The organism is Bordetella sp. BOR01 (genome assembly GCF_019218885.1).
GTDB lineage: Bacteria > Pseudomonadota > Gammaproteobacteria > Burkholderiales > Burkholderiaceae_B > Bordetella_A.
Window position 1 is genome coordinate 20,783 of sequence record NZ_JAHUWT010000001.1, and the last position, 25,198, is coordinate 45,980.

A 25,198-nucleotide genomic window follows, 5' to 3' on the forward strand; every position below is an offset into this window, starting at 1 on the left:
CGCCATGACCCGTGACATCAAGGACCTCATCGTCGCCCTCGATATCGGCACCAGCAAGGTGGTGGCCGTGGTCGCCGAAATCCTGCCGGAGGGGCGCTTCGAAGTGCTGGGCCTGGGCCAGCACGAATCGCGCGGGATGCGCAAGGGGGTGGTCGTCAATATCGAGACCACTGTCAATTCCATCCAGCGTGCGCTCGAAGAAGCCGAGCTGATGGCGGATTGCAAGATCCGCGATGTGTATACCGGCATCGCCGGCAGCCACATCCGCAGCTTCAATTCCAGCGGCATGGTCGCCGTGAAAGACAAGGAAGTCACTGCCACCGACGTGGCGCGTGTGATCGAGACCGCCAAGGCCGTCAACATTCCCACCGACCAGCAGGTGCTGCATGTGCTGACGCAGGAATTCATCGTCGATGGCCAGGAGGATATCCGCGAGCCCATCGGCATGAGCGGCCTGCGCCTGGAAGTGCGTGTGCACATTGTGACCGGGGCGGTCAGCGCGGCGCAGAACATCGTCAAGTGCGTGCGTCGCTGCGGACTGGAAGTGCAGGACTTGATCCTGCAGCCGCTGGCCTCCAGCCTGTCGTGCCTGACGGCCGACGAGAAGGAACTGGGCGTAGTGCTGGTGGACATCGGCGGTGGCACCACCGACGTGGCCATCTTCACCGGCGGCGCGATTCGCCACACGGCGGTGCTGCCGATCGCCGGCGACCAGATCACCAACGACATCGCGGCCATGCTGCGCACGCCCACGCCGGATGCCGAGGAGATCAAGCTGCGCTATGGCGTGGCCAAGCAGGTGCTGGCGCGCGCCGACGAAACGGTCGAGGTGCCCGGCCTGGGCGACCGCGGCCCGCGCCAGGTCAAGCGCCAGGCACTCGGGGCGGTGATCGAGCCGCGCGTCGAAGAATTGTTTTCGCTGGTGCAGCAAGTGGTGCGGGATTCGGGCTACGAAGACCTGCTGGCCTCGGGCGTGGTACTGACCGGCGGCACAGCGCAGTTGCCCGGCATGATCGAACTGGCCGAAGACGTGTTCCTGAAGCCGGTGCGCGTGGCGGTACCCGAGTACGAAGGCAGCCTGTCCGACGTGATGCGCAATCCGCGCTTCTCGACGGTGATGGGCTTGTTGCTGGAAGCGCGCATGCAGCGCGTGAGGGGCCGCAAGGTGGCCGCGCAGACCGGCAGTTTCAAGACGCTGCTGGCCCGCATGAAGGAATGGTTCATGAATTGATCGCAGGGGCAGACTGGGGCCTGCTCCTGGCCCGTGCCGCCCGACAGGGCGGGGCGGGCCGAAAGGGGAGACGCTTCAAACTCGTTGCGGACCATACGGCCGGCGTCGACTTTGAGGCGATTCACAAAAGATAGGTTGTTGGGGAATTTTTGTGATTTGCAAATTCAGACTTGTGAGGGAGTCATCATGATGAACTTTGAGATGCTTGAGAACAACACCAAAGGGACCGTTATCAAGGTCGTGGGTGTTGGTGGCGCCGGCGGCAATGCCGTCGCGCACATGATCCGTAACGGCGTCAATGGCGTGGATTTCATCTGCGCCAACACTGACGCGCAGGCGCTGGCGGCGACCAATGCCCCGGTGCAGATCCGCCTGGGCCGTACCGGCCTGGGTGCCGGGGCCAAGCCCGAGCAAGGCCGCGCATCGGCCGAAACCGCCCGCGAGGAAATCCGGTCGGCCCTGACCGGCGCGCATATGGTGTTCATTACGGCCGGCATGGGCGGCGGTACGGGCACGGGCGCGGGCCCCGTCGTGGCCGAGGTTGCCAAGGAATTGGGCATCCTCACCGTTGGCGTGGTCACCAAGCCGTTCACCTTCGAAGGCAACAAGCGCCTGAAGATGGCCGAGGACGGTATTGGCGAACTGGCCAAGCACGTGCATTCGCTTATCGTGGTGCTCAATGAGAACCTGTATGAGCTGATGGACGAGGACGCGACGCAGGAAGACTGCTTCAGGTCTGCCGACGATATCCTGCACAATGCATGCGCCGGTATCGCCGAAATCATCAACGTCGAAGGCAATGTCAACGTCGACTTCGAAGACGTCAAGACAATCATGGGCGAGCAGGGCCAGGCCATGATGGGCACGGCAACCGCCGGCGGCGCCGACCGCGCCCGGGTGGCGGCCGAACAGGCCATCGCCTGCCCGCTGCTGGAAGGCGTGGACCTGAACGGCGCTCGCGGCGTGCTGGTCAATATCACCGCCAGCCGCACGCTGAAGATGCGCGAAACGCGCGAAATCATGGAAACGATCCGCAGCTACGCTTCGGAAGACGCCACCGTGATCTTCGGCACGGCCTACGACGAAGCGATGGGCGACAACCTGCGCGTGACGGTGGTGGCTACCGGCCTGGGCCGCAATGCCGTGCGTCCGCAGTTGGTGCAGAATGTCGCCGAAGGGCTGCGCACCGGTACCGACAACCTGCCCATGGGCGGGATGGCCGGCCAGCAGGGCGACTACCGCAATCTGGACATGCCGTCGGTGATGCGCAATCCGCGCACGCAGGCGTCGGCCCAGGTGCGCGCGCTGGAAAGCTCGGGTATGGATCACTTCGATATCCCCGCTTTCCTGCGCAAGCAAGCGGATTGATGTAGCTGTACCGGGCCGGGGAACCGGCCCGACTCCCTCGGCGCCGGCCCGTCTTCCCCCAAGGCGGGCCGGGCGCGGGGCGGCGCATGCGTGCGCCGCCCAAAAAGGGGACGCATTTGTCGGTAAATGTTACGCGCCCATGGTGCCGAGCGTTCCGGCGAGGTTACAATACGTACTTATGCCGGTGATTTCATTGGTTTTTGCCGGCACTTGGCTTACAGCACAGATCCCATGTTTCGACAGCGCAGCATCCAGAATCTCGTCCGTACCACCGGCGTAGGCGTCCACTCGGGGCGTCGGGTCGAGCTCACCCTGCGTCCTGCTGAAGCAAATACCGGCATCGTTTTCCATCGCGTCGACCTGCCGCAGGTCGTCGACCTGCCTGCCCAGGCCGTCGGCGTGGGCGACACCCGCATGGCCTCGGTGCTGCAACAGGGCGATGTACGGGTTTCCACGGTCGAACACCTGATGTCCGCATTGGCGGGCCTGGGTATCGACAACCTGCACGTCGATCTTACGGCCGAAGAAGTCCCCATCATGGACGGCAGTGCGGCCACGTTCGTGTACCTGCTGCGCTCGGCCGGCATCGTCGAACAGAACGCACCCAAGCAATTCATCAAGGTGCTCAAGCCCATCGAAGTCCGCGAGGGCGAGGGCCGCGGCCTGAAATGGGCGCGCCTGGAGCCGCATGAAGGATTCTCGCTGGCATTCTCCATCGACTTCCGCCATCCGGCCATCGATTCCACCGCGAACTTCGCCGAAATCGACTTCGCCACTCATTCATACGTGCGCGAAATCGCTCGCGCGCGCACCTTCGGTTTTGTCAACGAGGTCGAGGCACTGCGTTCCATGGGCCTGGCCCGCGGCGGCAGCCTGGACAACGCTATCGTCATGGACGAATACCGGGTGCTCAATAGCGATGGCCTGCGTTACGACGACGAGTTCGTCAAGCACAAGATCCTTGACGCCATCGGCGACCTGTACTTGCTGGGCAAGCCCCTGGTGGCCCGCTACGTGGCATGCAAGTCGGGCCACGGGTTGAACAATCAGTTGGCGCGCGCGCTGCTGGCCCAGCGCGATGCCTGGGAAATGGTCACGTACGAGTCGCAGGCAGCCGCTCCGCAGGCGTTCCGCCACGAATGGAAGCTGGCCTAAGGTAAGGCCGGCTAGCGGCTTTTGTGGTGCGCCAGCAGCTTGGCCACCGCATCGGCCAGCGGTCCCGGCCGCAATGTTCCGCGCAATTGCTCGAACGCGCCCAGCGCCGTGTCGCCGAGGGGCTCGGCCTCTTTGGGGGGGCGGGGCTGTTTTGCGCCAGGTTTGGGCATTCCCGCTTGAACCCTGACGGCAATTTCGTTAAGGTTCCAGCCTTGGGCGCAGAGTGTCTGTGCGATGCGCGGGGCCAGCTGGCGCAGCTTGGCTGCATGCGCGGCGCTGGGCACTGCCAGTTGCAGCCGCTGGCTTTCCAGTTTGGCCACCACGCACACGGCGCCCAGCGCCGGTGGCAGCACGGCGGCCACAGCATGTTGTATTTGAAGATGCGTGCGTGCAGTCGCCAGTACGCCGGCGCCGCGCGCATCATGACCCAGCCATCCCAGCGCGGTGTTTTCTCCCCGCCGGCTGGCAGAACGGAAGCGGTATGAGGCAGGTTTGTTCATGCCGGCTCGAATAACAGGATACGTACCTTGAAAATCGTGATTATGCACGCCCGCGACGGGCAGTCCGGCCAGGTGCTGCTGAACGGCACGGGCCTGGCCCTGGTACTGGCGGCCGTGCTGGCTACGGCGGCACTGGTTGGCGCCACCATACAACGCTACCTTACTCCTGTTGCGCCGCCCTCGTATTCCGTCGACTGGGCCACCTACGCCCAAGACACCGAACCGGCCCGCGAAGCCGCCTTCCTGCGCGAGAATGTCGGCCTGCTGGCCGCCAAGGTGGGCGAGATGCAGGCCAAGCTGGTGGGTATCGATGGCCTGGGCCGGCGCGTGGCACAGGTGGCGGGCGTGGCCTATACCGACCCCGAATTGGCTGCCGAGATCAATGCCCCGGCCCAGGCTGGCCAGGTGATGGACAATCTGTTCACCGATCGCCAGCCGCCGTCGGCCGAGTCTGCCGAAGAACTGGGCCGCCAGCTCGATGAACTGCAAGCCCGCCTGGCACAGCAAACCGACAATCTGCGCATGCTGGATGTGGCACTGACGCGCCGCTCGGCCGACCAGGCCCGCCTGCCCTCGACCATGCCGGTCTCGGATTATCCCTTCCTGAGCTCTTCATACGGCTGGCGGCGCAACCCGGTCACCCACCGCTATGCCATGCACGAGGGCCTGGATTTCGCCGCCCCGTCAGGCACCCCCATCATGGCCGCCTCGGGCGGTGTCGTGCTGGAAGCCAGCTACCTGGCCGGCTACGGCAATACGGTCGAGATCGACCACGGCGACGGGCTGATCACCCGCTATGCCCATGCCTCGAAACTGCTGGTCAAGCCCGGCGATCTGGTCGGGCGCGGCCAGGAAATCGCCCGGGTCGGCTCGACGGGGCAGTCTACCGGCCCGCACCTGCACTTCGAAGTCCGCCTGGCCGGGCAGCCGCTCGACCCCCGCCTGTTCCTGCAGTCGCCCGATGCGCGCCCGCCGGTGGTTGCGCAGGCGCCTGCCGCCGCTGTCGCTGCCAGCCAGCCGGTTACCCGCTAGGAATGCGCGCATCTCCTTTTGCGGCTTGCCGGGTCGCCGGGGCGCAGGTGCGTTAAACTCGATTGTTTCCCAGCGGGCTTGCCTCGCTCAACCCAATAAAATTCCGCCCCGGGCGGAGCCCAGCCCCACGGGGTCGGGGCGCCACCGGGGCCGCCACCGACACGCATGGTTTCTCTGCTCAAAAAACTCATAGGCAGCCGCAACGACCGGTTGCTTAAGCAGTATCGCAAGCTGGTTACCCAGATCAACTCGCTGGAATCCAAGGTTGCCGCGCTTTCCGACCAGGAATTGTCGGCCAAGACCGAGGAATTCCGCACCCGCCATGCGGAAGGCAGTTCGCTCGACGACCTGTTGCCTGAAGCCTTTGCCGTGGTTCGCGAGGCCGGCAAGCGCGTGTTCGGCATGCGCCACTTCGATGTGCAGTTGCTGGGCGGTATTGCGCTGCACAACGGCAAGATCGCCGAAATGCGCACCGGCGAGGGCAAGACCCTGATGGCCACGCTGGCCGTATACCTGAATGCCATCGCCGGCAAGGGCGTGCATGTGGTTACGGTCAACGATTACCTGGCCCGCCGCGATGCCGAATGGATGGGCCGCCTGTACCGGTTCCTGGGCATGAGCACCGGCGTGGTCGTGCCGCAGCAGCCCAACGACGAGAAAATCGCCGCCTACGCTGCCGACATCACCTACGGCACCAATAACGAATTCGGGTTCGACTACCTGCGCGACAACATGGAATACCGCGTCGAGGACCGGCGCCAACGCATGCTGTCGTACGCCATTGTCGACGAAGTGGACTCGATCCTGATCGACGAGGCCCGCACGCCGCTGATCATCTCGGGCCAGGCCGAAGACCACACCGAACTCTACGTGCGCATGAATGCCGTGCCGCCGCTGCTGACGCGCATGGCGTCCGAGCCCAAGCCGCACGAGCCCGAGCCCGAAGGCGACTACTGGGTCGACGAGAAATCCCAGCAGGTATTCCTGTCCGAACGGGGCCACGAGAACGCCGAGCGCATTCTTAGCCAGCAGGGCATCCTGCCTGAAGGCGAATCACTGTACGACCCGCGCCATATCGCGCTGATGCACCATTTGATGGTGGCGCTGCGCGCCAACACGCTGTTCTTCCGCGACCAGCAATACGTCGTGCAAGACGGCGAAGTGGTCATCGTCGACGAATTCACCGGGCGCCTGATGGTGGGCCGCCGCTGGTCCGACGGCCTGCACCAGGCAGTCGAGGCCAAGGAAGGCGTGAAGATCCAGCACGAAAACCAGACGCTGGCATCCATCACGTTCCAGAACTACTTCCGCATGTACGACAAGCTGTCGGGCATGACCGGCACGGCCGATACCGAAGCCTACGAGTTCCAGGAAATCTACAGCCTGGAAACCGTCATCATCCCGACCAACAAGCCGATGGTTCGCAAGGACCAGAACGACCAGGTCTTCAAGACGGCCCAGGAAAAGTACAACGCCATCCTGGGCGATATCCGCGACTGCCACGAGCGCGGGCAACCGGTGCTGGTGGGCACCACCAGCATCGAGAACTCCGAACTGCTGGCCGGGCTGCTGAAGCAGGCCAAGCTGCCGCACGAAGTGCTCAATGCCAAGCAGCATGCGCGCGAAGCCGAGATCGTGGCCGAGGCCGGCAAGCCTGGCCATATCACCATTGCCACCAACATGGCCGGCCGCGGTACCGACATCGTGCTGGGCGGCAGCGTGGACAAGCAGATCGACCTGATCCGTGCCGACGAGTCGCTGTCCGACGCCGACAAGGATGCCCGCATCGAGAAGGTGCGGGCCGACTGGAAGCCCGCCAACGAACAAGTGAAGGTGGCGGGCGGCCTGCGCATCATCGGCACCGAACGCCATGAGTCGCGCCGTATCGATAACCAGTTGCGCGGCCGGGCCGGCCGCCAGGGCGACCCGGGGTCGTCGCGCTTCTACCTGTCGCTGGAAGATTCGCTGATGCGCATCTTCGCCGGCGACCGCGTGCGCGCCATCATGGAACGCCTGAAGCTGCCCGAGGGCGAGCCCATCGAGGCGGGCATGGTCACGCGTTCCATCGAGACCGCGCAGCGCAAGGTCGAAGGCCGCAACTTCGATATTCGCAAGCAACTGCTCGAATACGACGACGTCGCCAACGACCAGCGCAAGGTGTTGTACGCACAGCGCAACGAAGTCCTCGAGGCCTCGTCCATTCGTGCCGCGGTCGAGGGCCTGTGCGAAGCCGCAGCCACCGACTTGGTACGCCAGCACATTCCGGCCGACTCGGTCGAAGAGCAATGGGATGCCGCGGGCCTGGAACAAGCCCTGGCCGCCGACTGGCAGATCCAGTTGCCGCTGACCGACATGCTGGAAAAAGAATCCAGCCTTACCGACGACGACGTGCTGGCGCGCGTGCAGGAAGCCGTGCGCGGCGTCTATACCGGCAAGGTTGCCCAGGTGGGCGACGAGCCCTGGGCGCAGTTCGAGCGCTCGATCATGCTGCAGGCCATCGATACCCACTGGCGCGAGCATCTGTCGGCGCTCGATTACCTGCGCCAGGGCATCCACCTGCGCGGCTATGCGCAGAAGAACCCCAAGCAGGAATACAAGCGCGAGGCGTTCGAGTTGTTCTCGGGCATGCTCGATCGCATCCGCGACGACGTCGTGCGCGTGCTGATGACGGTGCGCGTGCAGTCGGCCGAGCAGGTCGAGCAGGCAGCCGAGGCCGAGGCCAGCCAGCCGCACGTGCAAAACGTGCAGTATCACCATTCCGACTATGACGAGGCCTTGGCCGGCACCGACAACGACGCACAACCCGCCGCGCAGCAGCCGGTGCGCAATTTCGTGCCCAAGGTCGGCCGCAACGACCCATGCCCCTGCGGTAGCGGCAAGAAATACAAGCTTTGCCACGGCAAGCTGGCCTGACCCCGATGCTGCATAGCGCCGACCGCACCGAATTCGACCATGCCGTGGTCATGGTGCGCGATCGGCTTGACGAGGTGGCGCCGCATTTCGAGCGGCAAGGCTTTCACCTGAGCGACAAGGCCGTGCACAACCTGGGGTCGTGCAACCGCCTGGTCGTGCTGGACAGCACCTATATCGAGCTGCTGGGATGGCCGCCGGGCGCACCGCCTGCCCGCAAAGAGATCGCCGATTCGCCTTTTGGCCTGGAAGCCCTGGTGTTTCGCACCCATGACGCCGAAGGCACCTATCGACGTTTGGGTGATGCCGGTTTTGCCGTCAATCCGGTGCAGGAACTGACCCGTGCCGCGCAGCTCGACGGCCGCGAAGTGCAGGCGCGTTTTCACACCGTGCGGTTTTCCCGGCAACCCGTGCCGGGCATCCGCATGTATTTCTGCCGCCACCTGACGCCCGAGTGCATCTGGGCGCCGGCGCTGATGGCGCATCCCAATGGGGCGCAGCGCATACATCGCATCGAGGTCCGTGCCGCCGACGCGCGTGCGGTCGCGCAGCAATTGGGCGCAGTGGCCGACATCGTTGCCGAGCCGGCGGAAGATGGCTGGCGCTTGTCGCTGGGCAATTTGCAGCTGCATGTGGCGCCTGACGCCGGTGCCGTGCAGCCGGCATTGTCGGCCCTGGTGCTCGAGAACCGCGACGGCGCGCATTACGCGCTGGATACGGGCTTGTAGCTGTAGCAGCCGGCGCCGCCGTGCCAGGCTCTGTGCAGCCCGGTGGGCAACGGCCATGATGCGCGCTCAGCCGTGCAAGCATGAGGGGCCAAGGGGCGGACATGAAAGTCGCAGTACTGGGGGCAGGGGTAGCCGGCATTGCCGCGGCCTATTACTTGTGGCGCGACGGCCACGAGGTCACCGTGCTTGAACGCCAGCCCGGGCCGGCGCTTGAAACCAGCTTTGGCAACGCGGGCGGCCTGTGTCCCAGTTTTGCCGGCCCCTGGGCCGCGCCCGGCATGATCGGCAAGGTACTGAAAATGGCCTTGCAGCGCCAGGCACCGATCCGGTTTTCGCTATCGCCCAGTCCGCGCAAGCTGGCCTGGCTGGCGCGCTGGCTGGGCAATTGCAATGCCGAACGCTTTCGGGCCAACAAGCTGCGCATGCAGCGGGTGGCGCACTACAGCGATGCCTGCCTGCGCGAACTGGCCGGTTCCGGCCTGCCCGTGGATTTCGACTACCACCAGGACGGCACCTTGCAGGTCTTTCGCAGCGAAGCTGATTTGAAGGCGGTGGCGGCCATCACGCAGGCCCTGGACGAATACGAAGTGCCCTGGCAACTGCTGGACAATACCGGCGCGCGCCGCCTGGAGCCTGCCCTGGCCGCCTCTCGTGCGCCGATCGCGGGGGCGCTGTACCTGCCCCTTGACGGTTCGGGCGACAGCCACAAGTTCGCTACCGGGTTGGCCACCTATCTGGCCGGGCAGGGCGTGTCGTTTCGCTACGGTACGCAGGTGCGCGCGCTGGTGCTTGCGGGCGACCGCATCCAGGGCGCGCAGCTCGCGGGCCAGGCCGGCCTGGTAGCGGCCGATGCCTATGTGGTGGCCCTGGGGCCGCAGGCGCCGTTCCTGCTGCGTCCGCTGGGCCTGGCGCTTCCTGTGTACCCCCTGAAGGGTTATTCGATTACCGCCCGCGTCGATGATCCTGCCTGTGCGCCGCGCGTGGCCATCATGGACGAGTACAACAAAGTCATGATCTCGCGTCTGGGCGGGCGCATACGCGCCGCCGGCATGGCAGAACTGAAGGGCTACGGGCTGGCGGTCGACCCTGCGCGCGTCGCTTTCCTGAAAGACGTGGTGCGCGAGTGGTTTCCCCGGGGCATAGGACTGGACGACGCGCAGCCCTGGGCGGGCCTGCGGCCCATGACACCCGACGGCCCGGCCATCCTGGGCAAGACACGCTACGCCAACTTGTACCTGGACTGTGGGCACGGCTCCAATGGCTGGACGCAGGCATGCGGAACCGGCAAGATCGTGGCCGATATCGTTGCCGGCCGCGCACCGGAAGTCGATCTGGACGGCCTGACCGCCGAGCGCTTTAGCTGAGCGCCATGGCGGCCGGCCGCCATCGGGAAAATGCCATGCGGCGCTAAAGCAGGAAGATGGTAGCCAGGCCCAGGAAGATGAAAAAGCCCAGCGAATCGGTGGCAAAGGTAAGCAGCACCGACGAGCCGATGGCCGGGTCTTTGCCGAAACGAGCCCGCACCATGGGCACCAGCACGCCGACCGACGCGCCTACCAGCATGTTGCAGATCATGGCGGCCATCATGACCACCGCAATCGCCAGCGAATGGGATATGCCCCACGCGAACAGGGCTGCCACGACGCTGCCGCACAGGCCGACCAGCAGGGTGACGAGCATTTCGCGCTTGACCAATTGCCACAGGTTGCGGCCGGTGATGCGGCCCACCGCCAGCGCGCGGATGATCATGGTCATGGTCTGGTTGCCGGAATTGCCGCCGATGCCGGCCACGATGGACATCAGGAACGCCAGGATCACGATGTGGCTGACAGTGTCCTCGAAGCGCGAGGCCACGAACGAGGCCGTGGCCGCAGTGCAAAGATTGAACAGCAGCCAGGGCGCGCGGTTGCGCAGCGCCATGGCCACGGGGGCGAAGATGTCTTCTTCTTGCAGACCTGCCCGCGACAGGGCCTGTTCCTGCGAGTCTTCGCGCATGACGTCGACCACGTCGGCAATAGTGACCCGGCCGATAAGCCGGCCCTGGTCGTCCATGACCGGCGCCGACACCAGGTCGTAGCGCTCGAACGCGCCGGCCGCGTCGGCGTCGGAGTCCAGCGGATTGAGCGTCAGGAAATCGGTGCTCATCACGGCACGCACTTCGGTTTCCGGTTCGCTGACCAGCAGTTTCGACAGCGGCAGTACGCCTTGCAGCTTGTCTTGCCGGTCGACCACGAAGACCTGGTCGGTGTGGTCGGGCAATTCGTGCAGGCGGCGCAGATAGCGCAGGACGACTTCCAGCGTGACGTCTTCGCGCACGCGCACCATTTCGAAGTCCATGATGGCGCCCACGCTGTCTTCGGGGTAGCCCATGGCTTCGAGCAGTTGCGCGCGCTCTTCTTCGGTCAGGCCTTTCTGGACTTCGGCCACCACGTCGGGCGGCAGGTCGGGGGCCAAGTCGGCCAGCTCGTCGGCATCCATGTTGCCGGTGGCCGCGACCAGGTCTTGGCGGTCCATCGCTTCGATGAGCGATTCGCGGACCCAGTCCTCGACTTCGAGCAGTACGTCGGCATCGTGCTCGGGGCTGACCAGGCGCCAGACTGCCTGGCGTTCGTCTTTGGGCAGCGATTCGAGAATGAAGGCGATGTCGGCCGGGTGCAGCGCATCGACCAGTGACTTGAGCTCGGCCTCATGCTGGCGGTGTACCAGGTCTTCGACCAGCGAGGCCTTGCTGTCGCCTTGTTCCTGCCGGTGGACCAGGTCTTCGACCAATTGCTGGCGGCGCAGGCGTTCCTGGACTTCGGCCAGCGCGTGCTGGGCGTCTTCAGGATCTAGCCGGCGGGGCGTCGCGGGCGGCTTGGTCGCGGCGGCGGGCTGCTGCGTCATACGTGAAACGGCTTAAAGAGTGGGCAGGGGGCGGCTGCGCCGGGCTTCGTCGGTGGCGACGTAGGTCAGGGTTGCCTCGGTAACCTTGACGATTTCCGCGTCGAGCCGATGGCGCTCGGCATAGACCTCGACCGATACGGTAACCGAAGTCGTGCCAGTCTTTACTATTGTGGCGTAAAAGCTGAGCAGGTCGCCCACGAACACCGGTTGCTTGAACTGGAAGGCATTGACTGCCACGGTGGCGACCCGCCCGGCCGCGCGGCGCGCCGCCGGGACCGAGCCGGCGATATCGACCTGGGCCATGATCCAGCCGCCGAAGACATCGCCGTGGATGTTTGCGTCGGCCGGCATGGGCATGACACGCAGCACGGGATCCCGGCCGGCGGGCAGCTTCGTGGGAGGAATATTGGCGGAAGGCATGGGCCCGCTCCTGTCCAGGTGAAGACGGGCCGATTATGCAGGAAAACGCCGTCGCCTGCGGCACTGGCGGGGCCGCTCCGCTAGGCGGCCAGCTTGACGATGCCGTAGCCGCCCAGCAACAGCCAGGCATACAGGATCAGGCCCAGCGCCAGCACGCGCGGGCCGGCCTTGCGGATCTGGCTGAAGCGGGTTTCGATGCCCAGCGCGGTCATGGCCATGGTCAGCGCGAAAACGTCCAGCCGGCGGATGGCGTTGACCAGGTCGGGCGGCAGGATGGCCAGCGAGTTGACGATGGCCAGCACCAGAAAGCCGACCGCGAACCAGGGGATGGGCAGGCGTGCCTTGTCCCGGCCCGGTTCGGCACGGGCTGCTGCGCTGCGCAGCCACAGGCCCAGTACCAGCAATACTGGCACCAGCAGGGCAACGCGCGTCATCTTGACGATGGTGGCGACTTCGGTCGTGGCCGGGTCGATGTTGCTGGCCGCGCCCACTACCTGCGCGACTTCGTGCACCGTGCCGCCGATATAGATGCCCAGCGCCTGGGTATCCAGCGACAGCCAGCCGGCGTGATACAGCACCGGATACAGGAACATCGACAGGGTGCCGAACAACACGACGGTGGCCACGGCCACGGCGCTTTTGTGGGGGGCGGCCCGCAGGGTGGGTTCGAAGGCCAGCACGGCCGCGGCGCCGCAGATGGCGCTGCCGGCGGAGGTCAGCATGGCGGTGTCGCGGTCCAGGCCCAGCAGGCGTTGGCCCACGACCGTGCCCAGTACCAGCGTGCCCACCACGACTGCCACGGATACGGCCAGCCCGGGCAGGCCCACGGCGGCAATCTGCTGGATGCTGATGTTCAGGCCATAGAAGGCCACCGCGATGCGCAGCAGCCGCCGGGCGGTGAAATTGACGCCGGCCGCCCAGTCGACCGGCATGGTGCCGCGCAAGAAGTTGCCATAGAGCATGCCGCACACGATGCCCACCACCAGCGGCGAGAAGCCCAGTTGGTGGATGGCCGGCAGGTCGCTCAACTGCATGACTGCAACCGTCATCAGGGCCACGAACAGCACGCCGTTGAGCTTGTCGCGCCAGGGGGTGGCCAGGGGCAAGGCGGTAGAAGAAGACATTCGGGAATAGGTATATCTAAATAACTTATAGCAATATTAAATCCGCGTGTATTATTTGAGAAATCTTTAATTTCGATATTAAATATAAGAAATTCCAATATCGAGCCGCCCATGACGCCAGACCAGCTCCTGACCTTCGCCTACGTGGCCGATACCGGCAATATCAGCCGGGCGGCTGGCATGCTGCACCTGTCCCAACCGGCCGTATCGGGCCAGTTGCGCCTGTTGCAGGACTGGTTCGGCGAACCGCTATATCGCCGCAGCGGCCACGGGGTGGCCCTGACCGCGGCCGGCGAGCGCCTGGCCGAGCAGGCGCGCCAGTTGCGCCAGGTGTACAACCAGGCGCATGCTGCCCGCGAAGCCTGGCGCGGCCTGGAAACCGGCACGCTGCGCCTGGGGGCCAGCACGACGCCGGCCAGCTATCTGCTGCCTGCCCTGGTGGCCGACTTCCGCCAGCGGTTTCCTTCGATAAGCCTGCACCTGTCCGACGGCAATACCCGCCAGATCGTCGAGCGCCTGCCGGTGCTGGATCTGGCCTTCATCGAGGGCGAAGTGCCGGTGGGCCTGCCGGCCGATACTGCCGTGCACGGTTGGCGGCAAGATGAGGTGGTGGCCGTTTCGCGCGCCGATCATCCCTTGGCGAGCAAGGGCGCGGCGCGCCTGCGCGACCTGGCGGATTCGCCGCTGGTCATGCGTGAGCCAGGCTCGGGTGTACGCCAATTGGTCGAGCGCGCGTTCGATACCGCCGGGCTGTCGCCTGCGGTGGGGCTGGAGCTGGCGGGCGTCGAAGGAGTGAAGCAGGCAGTGCGTGCCGGCCTGGGCATCGGGTTCGTGTCCCTGATGTCGATGCGGCATGAAGACGGCACGCTGGCGGCAATACGAATATTGCCGCGGCCCCTGACCCGCACGCTGAGTATCCTGGTGCCGCACGCACATGCATCGGCACGGGCGGCCGAGCGCTTCCTGGACATGTGCCGCGCGCAGGGCACGCGGCCGGATTGAGCCGCCAGCGTACGCACGAACGCCTGAAGGCGCCCACGCTACGGCTTCAGGCCGCCCGCGACGTGCACGATGCGCCGATGACAAGATCCCAGGGGATGGTGACCTTGCGCGGTTCGAGCGGCCCGGCGCCCGAGATGCGCTCCATCATCAGCTGTACGGTGATTTGGGCGCTGCGCTCAAAGCTATAGCGCAACGCGGTAACCGGCGGGCGCATCAGATCCAGTGTTTCCATGGTGCCAATGCCGATGACCGACAGGTCGCGCGGTATGGCCATGCCGGCCTCGTGAGCGACATGGATGGCGCCCGACAGCATGCGCGTGCCCAGCGCGATGATGGCGGTGGGCGGCGATGGCAGCGCCAGCAGCTGCGCCATGCGCTGGCGCGAGGATTCAATCCAGGAGTTCGGCATGTAGACCAGCGCATCGTCGTAAGGGATGCCTGCCGCATGCAGCGCTGCCTGGTAGCCGATGAGTTTCTCGCGGCCGGGCCGCAGGCTGGCGCTCGAGACGAACAGGGCGATGCGCCGGTGGCCCAGTGTCAAGAGGTAGTCGGTGGCTCGCCGCATGCCATCGGCGTGATCGATCTGCACCGTGTCGAAGTCGTGTCCCATCGCGCGGTCGACGATCACCACCGGCAGCTTGCATTGCGTGAACGGGCATACCCGGGGGTCCGGATATTCGTAGCTGGGCGACGCAATGATGCCCTCGAGACGCCGGTTCTCGAAAAAGGCGACCAATTCGCGGTCGCGCGACGGATGCTCGGAACTGCCGACCAACAGTGAATAACCCGCCGCCTGGGTCAGGCGTTCGACTTCGCTGAGATGCGCAGCGAGAAAAGGGTTGGCGATATTGGGCAGCAGGTAGCCGATAGTCTTGCTGCGGCCGGTGCGCAGATGCCGGGCCGTGAAGTCGGGTTCATAGCCGAGCCGTTCGGCCGCTTCCAGGACGCGGCGGCGCAGCGACTGGCTGGCATAGCCGCTGTCGTTGAGCACGCGCGAGACACTGCCGACAGCCACCCCCGCCGCGGCCGCGACATCCCTGACCGATATCCGTTTACTCATGGTTTACCAGAATAAAAACGTTCCACAGGATTGTGGTCGCTGCAAGCCAACTATAGGCTAATCCATACAACCTAGAAACGTTTTCATATTTGCGTTGCAGGCACTCACGATAGCCGTGTGTATAGCAAGCGAATGGAGCAAGGGAACCGAGACAGACAATGCAATTGATCGATTTCTTTGACCGGGGTGTGAGCCTGGGCGCGGATGCGCCGTGCCTGGTCGAGCCCGGGGGCCGCACACTGGCATATGGGCAGGTGGCGGAACTGTCACATCGAATCGCCAATGGCCTGCACGCCGCCGGGGTAACACGGTCCAGCCAGGTGGGCCTGTTGAGCGCCAATCATCTACTGACCATGGCGGCGGTGCTGGGCATTGTGCGGTCAGAAGGCGTCTGGCTGCCCGTGAACGCGCGCAATGCCGCCGAAGAGAATGCCAATATCCTGGCGCGTGGCGGATGCGAATTCCTGTTCATCCATAGCGCATTTGCCGACCAGATTGGCCTGCTGCGCGCGGCCATGCCGCAATTGCGCGGCATCGTCTGCATCGATCAGGCGCTGGACTGCGTGCCGGACCTGGCAAGCTGGGCGTCCGCGCAGGACAGCACGCCGGTACGCACCGCGGCCATGCCGGATGATGTGGTGGCGATTCGGGGTACGGGCGGCACCACCGGCCTGCCCAAGGGGGTCATGGTGACGCACCGGGTGTATGGCGCGTTGCTGGCCAACTGGTTCTCGTCCATGCCGGTGACCGCCCCACCCGTGCACCTGGCGGTGGCGCCGTTGTCGCATGCGGCCGGGGCGGTGGCTTTCGCCACCATGGCGTATGGCGGCGTCAACATCATCATGCCAACTACGGAAGCCGGCGCGATTCTGCGCGCGATCGAACAGTATCGCGTGACGCAGCTGTTCCTGCCGCCGACCCTGATCTACAAACTGCTTGCCCATCCCGATGTGCGGGCGCACGACTATCGCCACCTGCAGTACTTCGTGTATTCGGCCGCGCCTATGTCGGTGGACAAATTGCTCGAGGCGCTGCAGGTGTTCGGTCCGGTGATGGTACAGGCCTATGGCCAGGCCGAGGCGCCATTTGTCTGTACCTGCATGACAGCGCAGGACCACGCGCGCATCCTGGCCGATCCGGCACAACGCCATCGACTGGCCAGTTGCGGCCGGGCTTCGCCGTTGGTGCGCGTCGCCATCATGGACCCAGAGGGACGCCTGCTCGGCCCGGGCGAACGCGGCGAGGTCGTGGTGCAGGGCGATCTGGTCATGAAGGGCTACTACCGCGATCCGGACAAGACGCGCGACGCTTTGCGCCATGGCTGGCTGCATACGGGCGACGTTGGCTACATGGATGAGGCGGGCTATTACTACATCGTCGACCGTCTCAAGGATTTGATCGTGTCGGGCGGCTTCAATATTTCCCCCGGCGAGATCGAGCAAGTGCTGTGGTCGTTGCCCGCGGTGAGCGACTGCGCGGTGGTGGGCGTGCCTGACGAATTGTGGGGCGAGTCGGTGAAGGCCATCGTCGAGCTCAAACCTGGCTACGAATGGGACGGCGAGGCCGCGTTGGCCCACTGTCGCGAACGCCTGGGCGCCATGAAAACGCCCCGCAGTATCGAGGTTTGGGAGCAGTTGCCGCGCAGCCCGGTCGGGAAAGTTCTCAAGCGGGAAATCCGTGAACGCTTCTGGACCGGCCGCCCGCGGCAAATCTGAGCCCGCATGAGAGCGGCGGCGCATGGACGTATGACATTTCGATAACAGGAGACAAGGCATGGCAGAACGTCTGCAAGGCAAGACGGCGTTGATTCTGGGCGCTGGCTGCGTCAGCGATGGCTGGGGCAATGGCAATGCGACTGCGGTGGCATTCGCGCGCGAGGGCGCGAACATCGTGTCGGTCGATCTCGACGAAGCGGCCGCGGCGCGCACCGCGGAACGGGTTCGGCAAGAGGGCGGGCAAGCGATTCACCTACAGGCCGACGTGGCGAACCAGGAACAGGTCGAGCGCGCGGTGCGGCTGGCCGTCGAACAGTTTGGCCGCGTGGACATCCTGCACAACAACGCTGGCGCCAACGTGAAAGGCGGGCCGGTGGAGACCAGCGAGGCAGACTGGGACCGTGTGTTCGATGTGAATGCCAAGGGCGCCCTGTTCGGCTGCAAGGCGGTGATCCCCGTCATGCAGCGCCAGGGCGGCGGCTCGATTATTCATGTCTCGTCGATTGCCAGCGTGGCCTGGACCGGGCATCCCTTCATCGCCTATCACGCTTCGAAGGCTGCCCTGAACCAGATGACCCGGGCGGTGGCGGTGCAGTACGCCGCCGAGAACATCCGCTGCAATTGCATCATGCCCGGCCTGATCGACTCGCCCCGCATTTACGGAACCATCCTGTCGTTCTACGGGGGCGATGTCGAGAAGATGCGCCAGGCCAGGTCGGCATCCGTGCCCATGAAACGCATGGGTGATGTGTGGGACATCGCCCATGCCGCATTGTTCTTCGCATCGGAAGAGTCCAAATATGTCACCGGCGTGGTGATGCCCGTCGACGGCGGCATTACCTGCTCGTTGCCTCATTGACGACAAAGGAGAGCCGTTGCCATGAAAAATACACTCGGAAAGTTGCTGTTGTTGTCGGCAGGGCTGTGCGCCGCCGGCGCGGCCGCCCAAGAAGCTTGGCCGTCCAAGCCGATCCGGCTGTTGGTCCCGCTGGCGGCGGGCGGCGCCACGGACCAGGCCGCCAGGCTGATGGCCGCGGCATTGAGCGAGGTGCTGGGTCAGCAGGTGGTGGCCGAGAACGTCACGGGTGCGGCGGGCGCGATTGCCCTGCAACGCCTGGCTGGCGCCGAGCCCGACGGCTATACCTTGGCAGCCACCGCCAACAGCCTGCACACCGTCGCGCCCCACACATCGCGGCTGCCGTATGACGCGGTACGCGATTTTTCAATGATAGGTTCCTACGCGGCATTCCAGTATGTGCTGGTGGTGGGGGCGCAGTCGCCGATTGCCAGTGTGGCCGACCTGCTCGCCCGCGCACGTCAATCGCCCGGCCTGGTCACGTATGGCTCGTCCGGGGTGGGTACCGGCAATCACCTGGCTGGCGCATTGCTCGGCCAGATGTCCGGCACGGAGTTCAATGCCATTCCCTATCGCGGTGGCAGCCCGGCTATGGTGGACGTGCTGGCCGGCCGTACCGATTTCATGTTCGATGTGCTGGGCGGCGCCATGCCGCTGATCCAGGGGGGCAAGGCCAAGCCGCTCGGCACCAGCGGCAGTCAACGCGCCGCCTCGTTGCCGCAAGTGCCCGCCATTGCCGAAACCGTCCCGGGTTATGACGCCGGGGGCTGGTTCGCGCTGATCGGGCCGGCCGGCCTGCCTGAGGAAATCGTCGGCAAATTGAACGATGCGCTGAACCGCATTCAGCAGGATTCCGCTTATCGCAAGCAGTTGGCCGCCATGGGCTATAGCGTGTTGCCGGGCAGTCCGGATGACCTGTCCCAACGGGTGGCTGCCGAATCCAGGAAGTGGGCCGACGTGGTGGGCAAACTGCCTTGCTCTTCGGTGCCGGCGCGCTGCGCGCCGGATTCAGCGTCCAAATAAGCAGGCGCCAGGGAACGTCGAAAACCTGGCATTCTGGGAAGCCGCCGCCGCCGTGAGGTGGGCGCGTCATGTTCCAGCGGCCGGCCGCGCCAGCCACTGGCGCGCCAGTTCGACCCAGTACGTGCCGCCCAACGGCAGCAGGTCGTCGTTGAAGTCGTAGCTGCCGTTGTGCAGCATGCAGGGGCCCATGCCGTGCCCGGCATCGCGGTGCCCGCCGCTGCCGTTGCCGATCCAGACATAGCAGCCCGGCATTTCCTGCAGCATGAAGGCGAAATCTTCGGCGCCCATGGTGGGCTGCACGTGGTCGTTGACCTTGTCTGCGCCGACGATGCCGCGCAGTACCTCGGTGCAGAACGCGGCTTCGCGGGCGTGGTTGATGGTGGGCGGATAGTTGCGGCGGAAATCGAATTCGACGTCGCAATCGAGCGCCGCGCAGGTGTGGCGCGCGATTTCCTGCATGCGCCGCTCGATCAGGTCCAGTGTTTCGAGCGTGAAGGTGCGCACGGTGCCACGCATGACGGCCTGGTTGGGCACGACGTTGTCGGCGCTGCCGGTATGGATTTGCGTGATGCTGAGCACCGCGGCATCGAGCGGGTTGCGATTGCGCGTAATGATGGTTTGCAGCGATTGCGCCAATTGCACTGCCGTCATGACGGGATCGACGCCCAGGTGCGGCATGCCGGCGTGCGTGCCCTTGCCCTGGATGGTGATGATGAACTCGTTGCTCGAGGCCATGATGGGGCCGGCTGTAAGGCCGAACTGGCCCACTTCCAGACCGGGCCAATTGTGCATGCCGAACACGGCTTCCATGGGAAAGCGCTTGAACAGGCCATCGTCGATCATGCGCTTGGCGCCGCCGCCGCCTTCTTCGGCCGGCTGGAAGATGGCATATACCGTGCCGGCGAAATCGCGATGCTGCGCCAGGTAGCGTGCCGCGGCCAGCAGCATGGCGGTATGGCCGTCGTGCCCGCAGGCATGCATCTTGCCCTGGATCTGGCTGGCATGCTCGAAGGTGTTGGCTTCTTGCATGGGCAGCGCGTCCATGTCGGCGCGCAGCCCCACGGCGCGCGGGCTGTCGGTGTCGCCACGAATGATGCCGACCACGCCGGTGCCGCCCAGGCCGCGGTCGATCTCGATACCCCATTCTTGCAGGCGGGCGGCGACCACGTCGGCGGTGCGGAATTCTTCGAAAGCCAGTTCGGGGTGGGCATGGATGTCGCGCCGGATACTGGCGATATCGCGGTGCCATGCAACGATGGGTTCGAGCAGGTTCATCGGAGTCTCGTTGGATTAGGGCAAGGCTAACAAAGGTATTATCAAGCAAAATCGCCAATAACATGCACGGAGGCCCAACATGTCACGTCCCTGGCTCGCGCAATATCCCGACGGCGTTCCCGCCGAGATCTCCATCGAACCCCATGCATCGCTGACCGGCTTGCTGGACCAGGCCTGCGCCCGCCATGCGCGGCGCGTGGCATGCACGTCCATGGGCACCGACCTGACCTACGCCGACCTCGACCGCCACGCGCGTGCCTTCGCGGGCTGGCTGCAGGGCCTGGGGCTGCAGAAGGGCGCGCGCGTGGCCCTGATGATGCCCAATGTGCCGGCCTACCTGGTGTGCATGCTGGGCACGCTGCGTGCCGGGCACGTGGTGGTCAATGTGAATCCGTTGTACAAGTCGGACGAACTGCAGCGGCAAATGCTCGACAGCGGCGCCGAAGTCATCGTCATACTGGAAAATTTCGCCCATACGCTGCAGGGCGTCGCCGACCGTGGTGCGCTGCGGCATGTGGTGGTCACCGGGCCGGGCGACCTGCTGGGCGGGCTGAAGGCGCCGCTGGTGAACCTGGCAGCCCGCTATGTCAAGCGCATGATTCCCGCCTGGCACATCGACGGCGCGCTGCGCCTGCCGCAGGTGCTGGCCCGCGGGGCGGCCGCGTCGTTCACCCCGCCCACGCTGCGGCACGACGACGTGGCCGTGCTGCAGTACACGGGCGGCACCACGGGCGTGCCCAAGGGCGCCATGCTGTCGCATGGCAACCTGGTGGCCAACGTGCTGCAGCTCGAGGCGGTGGCGCGCCCCGCGCTGCGCGACCTGGAAAACACCCAACTCACCATCATCAGCGCGCTGCCCCTGTATCACGTGTTCGCCATGACCGTCTGCGGCCTGTTCGGCATCTACGCGGGCATGCGCAACCTGCTGATCATCAACCCGCGCGACCAGCCCGCCCTGATCAGCGCGTGGGGCAAGGCGGGCGTGAATATCTTCCCCGGCGTCAACACCTTGTTCAATGCGCTGGCCCACAACGCCGACTTCGCCAAGCTGGATTTCTCGGGGCTGCGCCTGACGCTGGGCGGCGGCATGGCCGTGCAGCGCCAGGTGGCCGAGCGCTGGCTGCAGATCACCGGGCATCCCCTGATCGAAGGCTACGGCCTGTCCGAAACATCGCCCGTGGCCACCGTAAACCCGACCGACGCGCGCGAATATTCCGGATCCATCGGCCTGCCGCTGCCCTCGACCGACGTGGCCATACTGGATGACGACGGCAGGGCCGTGCCGCTGGGCGAACGTGGCGAAGTCTGCATCCGGGGCCCGCAAGTCATGCTGGGCTATTGGCAGAAGCCCGAGGAAACCGAGCGCTGCATGACCAGCGATGGCTTCTTCCGAACCGGCGACATCGGCATCATGGACGACAAGGGCTACACCCGTATCGTCGATCGCAAGAAAGACATGATCGCGGTGTCGGGCTTCAAGGTGTACCCCAACGAAGTCGAAGCCGTTATCGCCTCTCATCCGGGCGTGCTCGAATGCGCGGTCGTGGGCGTGCCCGACGAGCATTCCGGCGAGGCCGTGAAGGCCTTTGTCGTGAAGAAAGACCCGGCCCTGACCGAAGCGCAGGTGATCGACTGGTGCAAGGAAAAGCTGACGGGCTACAAGCGGCCGCACGCGGTCGAGTTTCGCGACGAACTGCCCAAGAGCAACGTGGGCAAGATACTGCGCCGCGAACTGCGGCCCGATAACGCGTAGCGGCAAGCCGGGCGCGTGGCGCCCGGTTCAGAAAGCCTGCAGGTGCGGGCTTACCAATTCGTGCAGCGCATCGACAATGGCCGGGTTGCCGGCCACCACGCGCCCGCCCACGGGCCAGGGGTCTTGCCGATGCATGTCGTGGCATACGCCGCCGGCCTCGCGCAGGATCAGCGTGCCTGCCGCCACATCCCATGGGGCCAGGCCCATTTCCCAGTAGCCGTCGTACCGCCCGCAGGCAGTCCAGACCAGGTCCAGTGCGGCCGCGCCCATGCGCCGCACGCCACGGGCGGTGCAGATGGCGTCTTGCAGCATGGGCATGTACTGGCTGGCGAACGAGAAATCGCGGAACGGGAATCCTGTGGCCAGTACCGCATCGCTTAGCGACTGCGTGCGCGAGCATGAGATGCGCCGGCCATTGAGCCAGGCGCCGATGCCATGCACGGCGGTAAACAGTTCTTCGCGGCAAGGGTCGTAGACGACCCCGATCACCGGCGTGTCTTCGGAGAGCGGACCGCCGCCGGACACACGCGTACCGGCATGCGCGACCAGGGCGATCGATACGGCATAGTGCGGGATGCCGTGCAGGAAATTGGTGGTGCCGTCCAGCGGATCGATATACCAGGTGGCCGGCCCTTGCGCCGCGCCGCCGGTTTCTTCGGCCACGATGCCGAATTCGGGCGTGCGCGCCTGCAGCGATTCGATGATGGCCGTCTCGGCTTCGCGGTCGGCCTGCGATACCAGGTCGTTGCGGGCCTTGTGGTCGATCACCAGGTCTGCGCGGTTGTGCGCGTACGATTGCAGGATCGCGGCGCCTGTATGGGCCGCCGAGACGGCCGTGTCGATGGCGGCAGCCAAGTCCAGCGGTGGGGCCTGGGTCGTGGTAGGTTCTGTCGTCGGCATGAAAGTCAGTGTAAGCCTATGCGGCTGCCCGCCCACCGATTGGCCGCAAATCGTGGCGTTCGGCGTGGCTTTCAGCCAACGTCACAGGTTTGTCGCTTTGAGCATGCTGGCACCGCGCCACGCTTACCCCCCCAGATTGTCTTGTATCCATGCCTGCTTACGTACCCCTGGTTCCCCCTGCCGCCGAATTTGGCCCCGATGGGCAATTCCGCAGCGCCTTGTACGGCGATGTCTACCATTGCACCGACAGCGCGCTGGGGCAGGCCGAGCATGTGTTCCTGCGTGGCAACGGCCTGCCGGAACGCTGGCGGGGCAGGCAGGGCTTCACGGTGTGCGAGACCGGTTTCGGCCTGGGCCTGAATTTCCTGGCGCTATGGCATGCCTGGCGCAACGACCCGGCGCGGCCGCGCAGGTTGCACATGCTGTCGATCGAGGCGCATCCGTTTGCCCAGGCGGCCTTGCGCGGCTGGCTGCGGCAATTGGCGCCCGAGGCGCTGCGGGGCCTGGTGGGCCAGTTGGCCGACCAATGGCCCGCCTGCCTGCCCGGCCTGCATCGCCTGGAATTCGAAGACGGGGCGGTGACGCTGACCCTGGCATTCGGCACCGCGGCCGCGCTGGCACCGCAATTGCGCGCCAGCGTCGACGCCTATTTTCTGGATGGCTTCGCGCCTGATCGCAATCCGGATCTTTGGCAGCCTGCGCTGATGCGCGATCTGGCGCGGCTGGCCGCACCCGATGCCACGCTGGCTACGTGGGCCAGCGCGGGTCATGTACGCCAGGCTTTGCGAGATGCGGGGTTCCAGGTACGCAGGCAGGCTGGCTACGGCGGCAAATGGCATATGACAGCGGGCGTGCGCGCGCCCCAGTCCGCACCGGCGGTGGACGATGCCTGGGCCGTGGCGCGCGCCGCCGATGGCGCGGGTAGCGGCGAAGTCCTGGTGGTGGGCGGCGGCCTGGCCGGGGCGGGCGTGGCCCAGGCCTTGGCCCTGCGCGGCCGGCAAGTATGCGTGATCGATGCTGCCGGACCCGATTCGGCGCACGCGGGGCACGTGGCCGCGGCGCTGACGCCGGTCATTGCGCGCGACGACAATCCACGCGCCCGCCTGTCGCGGGCCGGCAGCCAGCGGGCGATGGCGCGCTGGGGCGCCTTGCCGCCCGGCGCGGCGCCCTGGCGTTGCGGCACGCTGCAGCTCGAGCGCGATGCCGGCCGCACCGCGGCCTTGGAAGAAACGCTGCGGCAATTGCAATTTCCCGCCGACTGGGTGCGTACGGTCGACCGCGACGAAGCGGCCGCGCTGGCGGGTGTGCCGCTGGCGCGGGGGGGCGTGTTCTTTGCCGACGGCCTGCTGGTACGGCCCGCGTCCCTGATTCCGGCCCTGCTGGACACCCCCGGCGTGCGCCGGATCGGCGCGCAGGCGGCTGCGTTGCGCCGCGTGGCCGACGGCTGGCAGGTGCTGGCGGCCGGCGGGAAAGTCCTGGGGCAGGGCGCTACCGTCGTGCTTGCCAATGCGTTCGGCGCGCAGGCGTTGCTGCGCGCCAGCGGCCTGCTGGATGCGTTGCCGCGCATGGCACAGATGCACGCGCTGGCGGGCGAGGTCAGCCTGCTGCCCGCCCAGGGGTGGGCCGGGGGGCCGCGCTGCATCGTGGGCGGCGAGGGCTACCTGCTGCCCCCGGTCGACGGCTGGTGCGTGGCGGGCAGCACCTACGAACACGGCGCCGCAGTGGCCGAAGTCAGCGCCTGCGGCCAACAGGCCAATCTACGCAAGGCAGCCGGGCTGCTGGGCCAACTGCCCGCTGGGTGGGCGGGCCTGCAGCCCGGGCAGTTGCCCGGGTGGGCCGGCTGGCGGGCTGTGCTGCCCGGGCGCCTGCCCGCGGTGGGACCGCTGGCGCATGCGCCGGGGGTGTGGCTGGCTGCCGGTTATGCCTCGCGCGGGCTGAGTTGGTCGGCCTTGACGGGCGATTTGATCGCCGCTTGCCTGCAAGGCGAACCCCTGCCGCTGCCGGCTGATCTGCTGGCGGCCGTGGCTCCGCGCTAGGCCCCGCGGCCGCGCAGAAGCCATCGCGATACCGGACGATCACCGCAAAACCGTGCCGTAGCGCGCGTCCGGCAGCCTTGGGCGGGGCGAGAGTAAGTAGTCGTTGTGCCCGCCAGCATGGGGATTTCTGACGGGTCCCGCGTGTCAATTCCACACGAAAAAAGGGACCGAGTTTATTTCGAAGGCCAAATCCGTCAAAATAGCGTCTTTTAATTGGTTTTTTGGCT

The 25,198-nt window shown here is 65.8% G+C and carries 20 protein-coding genes; 13 read left to right on the top strand and 7 right to left on the bottom strand.

Annotation, left to right across the window (positions count from 1 at the left end):
- Positions 1 to 4 precede the first annotated feature (4 nt).
- The 3 genes from ftsA to lpxC all read left to right on the top strand — a co-directional run bounded on the left by ftsA (position 5) and on the right by lpxC (position 3,754).
- A complete protein-coding gene (ftsA, locus tag KW845_RS00100; protein ID WP_218367170.1) occupies positions 5 to 1,231 on the top strand; it encodes a cell division protein FtsA in 1,227 nt (408 codons plus the stop codon).
- Between the two features lie 186 nt (positions 1,232 to 1,417).
- Positions 1,418 to 2,599 (top strand): cell division protein FtsZ, encoded by a 1,182-nt coding sequence (ftsZ, locus tag KW845_RS00105; RefSeq protein ID WP_218367171.1) that lies wholly within the window; start codon positions 1,418 to 1,420, stop codon positions 2,597 to 2,599.
- 231 nt (positions 2,600 to 2,830) lie between these two features.
- Positions 2,831 to 3,754: a UDP-3-O-acyl-N-acetylglucosamine deacetylase gene (gene lpxC, locus KW845_RS00110; RefSeq protein ID WP_218367172.1), complete on the top strand. Its 924-nt coding sequence runs from the start codon at positions 2,831 to 2,833 to the stop codon at positions 3,752 to 3,754.
- Positions 3,755 to 3,765: 11 nt separating this feature from the next.
- Here lpxC and KW845_RS00115 read toward each other — a convergent pair whose 3' ends face one another.
- Entirely contained in the window at positions 3,766 to 4,254 is a 489-nt protein-coding gene (locus KW845_RS00115) for a flagellar hook-length control protein FliK (protein WP_218367173.1), read from the bottom strand.
- A 42-nt stretch (positions 4,255 to 4,296) separates the two neighbouring features.
- On the opposite strand from KW845_RS00115, the gene KW845_RS00120 reads away from it, so the two are divergent.
- The 4 genes from KW845_RS00120 (at position 4,297) to KW845_RS00135 (ending at position 10,288) form a co-directional block, all read left to right on the top strand.
- Positions 4,297 to 5,286, top strand: a complete 990-nt coding sequence (locus KW845_RS00120) for a M23 family metallopeptidase (protein ID WP_218368552.1) — start codon at positions 4,297 to 4,299, stop codon at positions 5,284 to 5,286.
- Positions 5,287 to 5,451: 165 nt separating this feature from the next.
- Entirely contained in the window at positions 5,452 to 8,199 is a 2,748-nt protein-coding gene (secA, locus tag KW845_RS00125) for a preprotein translocase subunit SecA (protein WP_218367174.1), read from the top strand.
- A 5-nt stretch (positions 8,200 to 8,204) separates the two neighbouring features.
- Positions 8,205 to 8,924 (top strand): VOC family protein, encoded by a 720-nt coding sequence (locus KW845_RS00130; protein WP_218367175.1) that lies wholly within the window; start codon positions 8,205 to 8,207, stop codon positions 8,922 to 8,924.
- Between the two features lie 101 nt (positions 8,925 to 9,025).
- The gene (locus KW845_RS00135) at positions 9,026 to 10,288 is read left to right on the top strand and encodes a D-amino acid dehydrogenase (RefSeq protein WP_218367176.1); all 1,263 of its coding nucleotides are present in this window, start codon (positions 9,026 to 9,028) and stop codon (positions 10,286 to 10,288) included.
- A 43-nt stretch (positions 10,289 to 10,331) separates the two neighbouring features.
- On the opposite strand, the gene mgtE is transcribed toward KW845_RS00135, so the two are convergent.
- The 3 genes from mgtE to KW845_RS00150 form a co-directional block, all read right to left on the bottom strand.
- Complete coding sequence (gene mgtE / locus KW845_RS00140; RefSeq protein WP_218367177.1) at positions 10,332 to 11,807, bottom strand: magnesium transporter; 1,476 nt, start codon at positions 11,805 to 11,807, stop codon at positions 10,332 to 10,334.
- 12 nt (positions 11,808 to 11,819) lie between these two features.
- Entirely contained in the window at positions 11,820 to 12,227 is a 408-nt protein-coding gene (locus tag KW845_RS00145) for an acyl-CoA thioesterase (protein WP_218367178.1), read from the bottom strand.
- A gap of 80 nt (positions 12,228 to 12,307) precedes the next feature.
- On the bottom strand, positions 12,308 to 13,351 hold the full coding sequence (locus KW845_RS00150) for a YeiH family protein (protein WP_218367179.1): 1,044 nt from the start codon (positions 13,349 to 13,351) through the stop codon (positions 12,308 to 12,310).
- A 111-nt stretch (positions 13,352 to 13,462) separates the two neighbouring features.
- On the opposite strand from KW845_RS00150, the gene KW845_RS00155 reads away from it, so the two are divergent.
- Entirely contained in the window at positions 13,463 to 14,353 is an 891-nt protein-coding gene (locus KW845_RS00155; protein ID WP_218367180.1) for a LysR family transcriptional regulator, read from the top strand.
- A 46-nt stretch (positions 14,354 to 14,399) separates the two neighbouring features.
- On the opposite strand, the gene KW845_RS00160 is transcribed toward KW845_RS00155, so the two are convergent.
- Positions 14,400 to 15,413, bottom strand: coding sequence for a LacI family DNA-binding transcriptional regulator (locus KW845_RS00160; protein ID WP_218367181.1), 1,014 nt, complete (start codon positions 15,411 to 15,413; stop codon positions 14,400 to 14,402).
- A 158-nt stretch (positions 15,414 to 15,571) separates the two neighbouring features.
- Here KW845_RS00160 and KW845_RS00165 point away from each other — a divergent pair, with 158 nt between their 5' ends.
- The 3 genes from KW845_RS00165 to KW845_RS00175 are packed head-to-tail and all read left to right on the top strand — an operon-like array spanning position 15,572 to position 19,007.
- Positions 15,572 to 17,128, top strand: coding sequence for a class I adenylate-forming enzyme family protein (locus KW845_RS00165; protein ID WP_218367182.1), 1,557 nt, complete (start codon positions 15,572 to 15,574; stop codon positions 17,126 to 17,128).
- A gap of 58 nt (positions 17,129 to 17,186) precedes the next feature.
- Positions 17,187 to 17,987, top strand: coding sequence for an SDR family NAD(P)-dependent oxidoreductase (locus KW845_RS00170; RefSeq protein ID WP_218367183.1), 801 nt, complete (start codon positions 17,187 to 17,189; stop codon positions 17,985 to 17,987).
- 21 nt (positions 17,988 to 18,008) lie between these two features.
- A complete protein-coding gene (locus tag KW845_RS00175; RefSeq protein WP_218367184.1) occupies positions 18,009 to 19,007 on the top strand; it encodes a tripartite tricarboxylate transporter substrate binding protein in 999 nt (332 codons plus the stop codon).
- 66 nt (positions 19,008 to 19,073) lie between these two features.
- Here the strand turns inward: KW845_RS00175 and KW845_RS00180 are convergent, their stop codons facing one another.
- A complete protein-coding gene (locus tag KW845_RS00180; protein ID WP_218367185.1) occupies positions 19,074 to 20,282 on the bottom strand; it encodes a M20 aminoacylase family protein in 1,209 nt (402 codons plus the stop codon).
- A gap of 79 nt (positions 20,283 to 20,361) precedes the next feature.
- Here KW845_RS00180 and KW845_RS00185 point away from each other — a divergent pair, with 79 nt between their 5' ends.
- Entirely contained in the window at positions 20,362 to 22,035 is a 1,674-nt protein-coding gene (locus KW845_RS00185) for an AMP-binding protein (protein ID WP_218367186.1), read from the top strand.
- Between the two features lie 27 nt (positions 22,036 to 22,062).
- On the opposite strand, the gene KW845_RS00190 is transcribed toward KW845_RS00185, so the two are convergent.
- Complete coding sequence (locus tag KW845_RS00190; protein ID WP_218367187.1) at positions 22,063 to 22,935, bottom strand: inositol monophosphatase family protein; 873 nt, start codon at positions 22,933 to 22,935, stop codon at positions 22,063 to 22,065.
- A 149-nt stretch (positions 22,936 to 23,084) separates the two neighbouring features.
- Between KW845_RS00190 and mnmC the strand changes: the two genes are divergently transcribed.
- The gene (gene mnmC, locus KW845_RS00195; RefSeq protein ID WP_218367188.1) at positions 23,085 to 24,971 is read left to right on the top strand and encodes an FAD-dependent 5-carboxymethylaminomethyl-2-thiouridine(34) oxidoreductase MnmC; all 1,887 of its coding nucleotides are present in this window, start codon (positions 23,085 to 23,087) and stop codon (positions 24,969 to 24,971) included.
- Positions 24,972 to 25,198 lie beyond the last annotated feature (227 nt).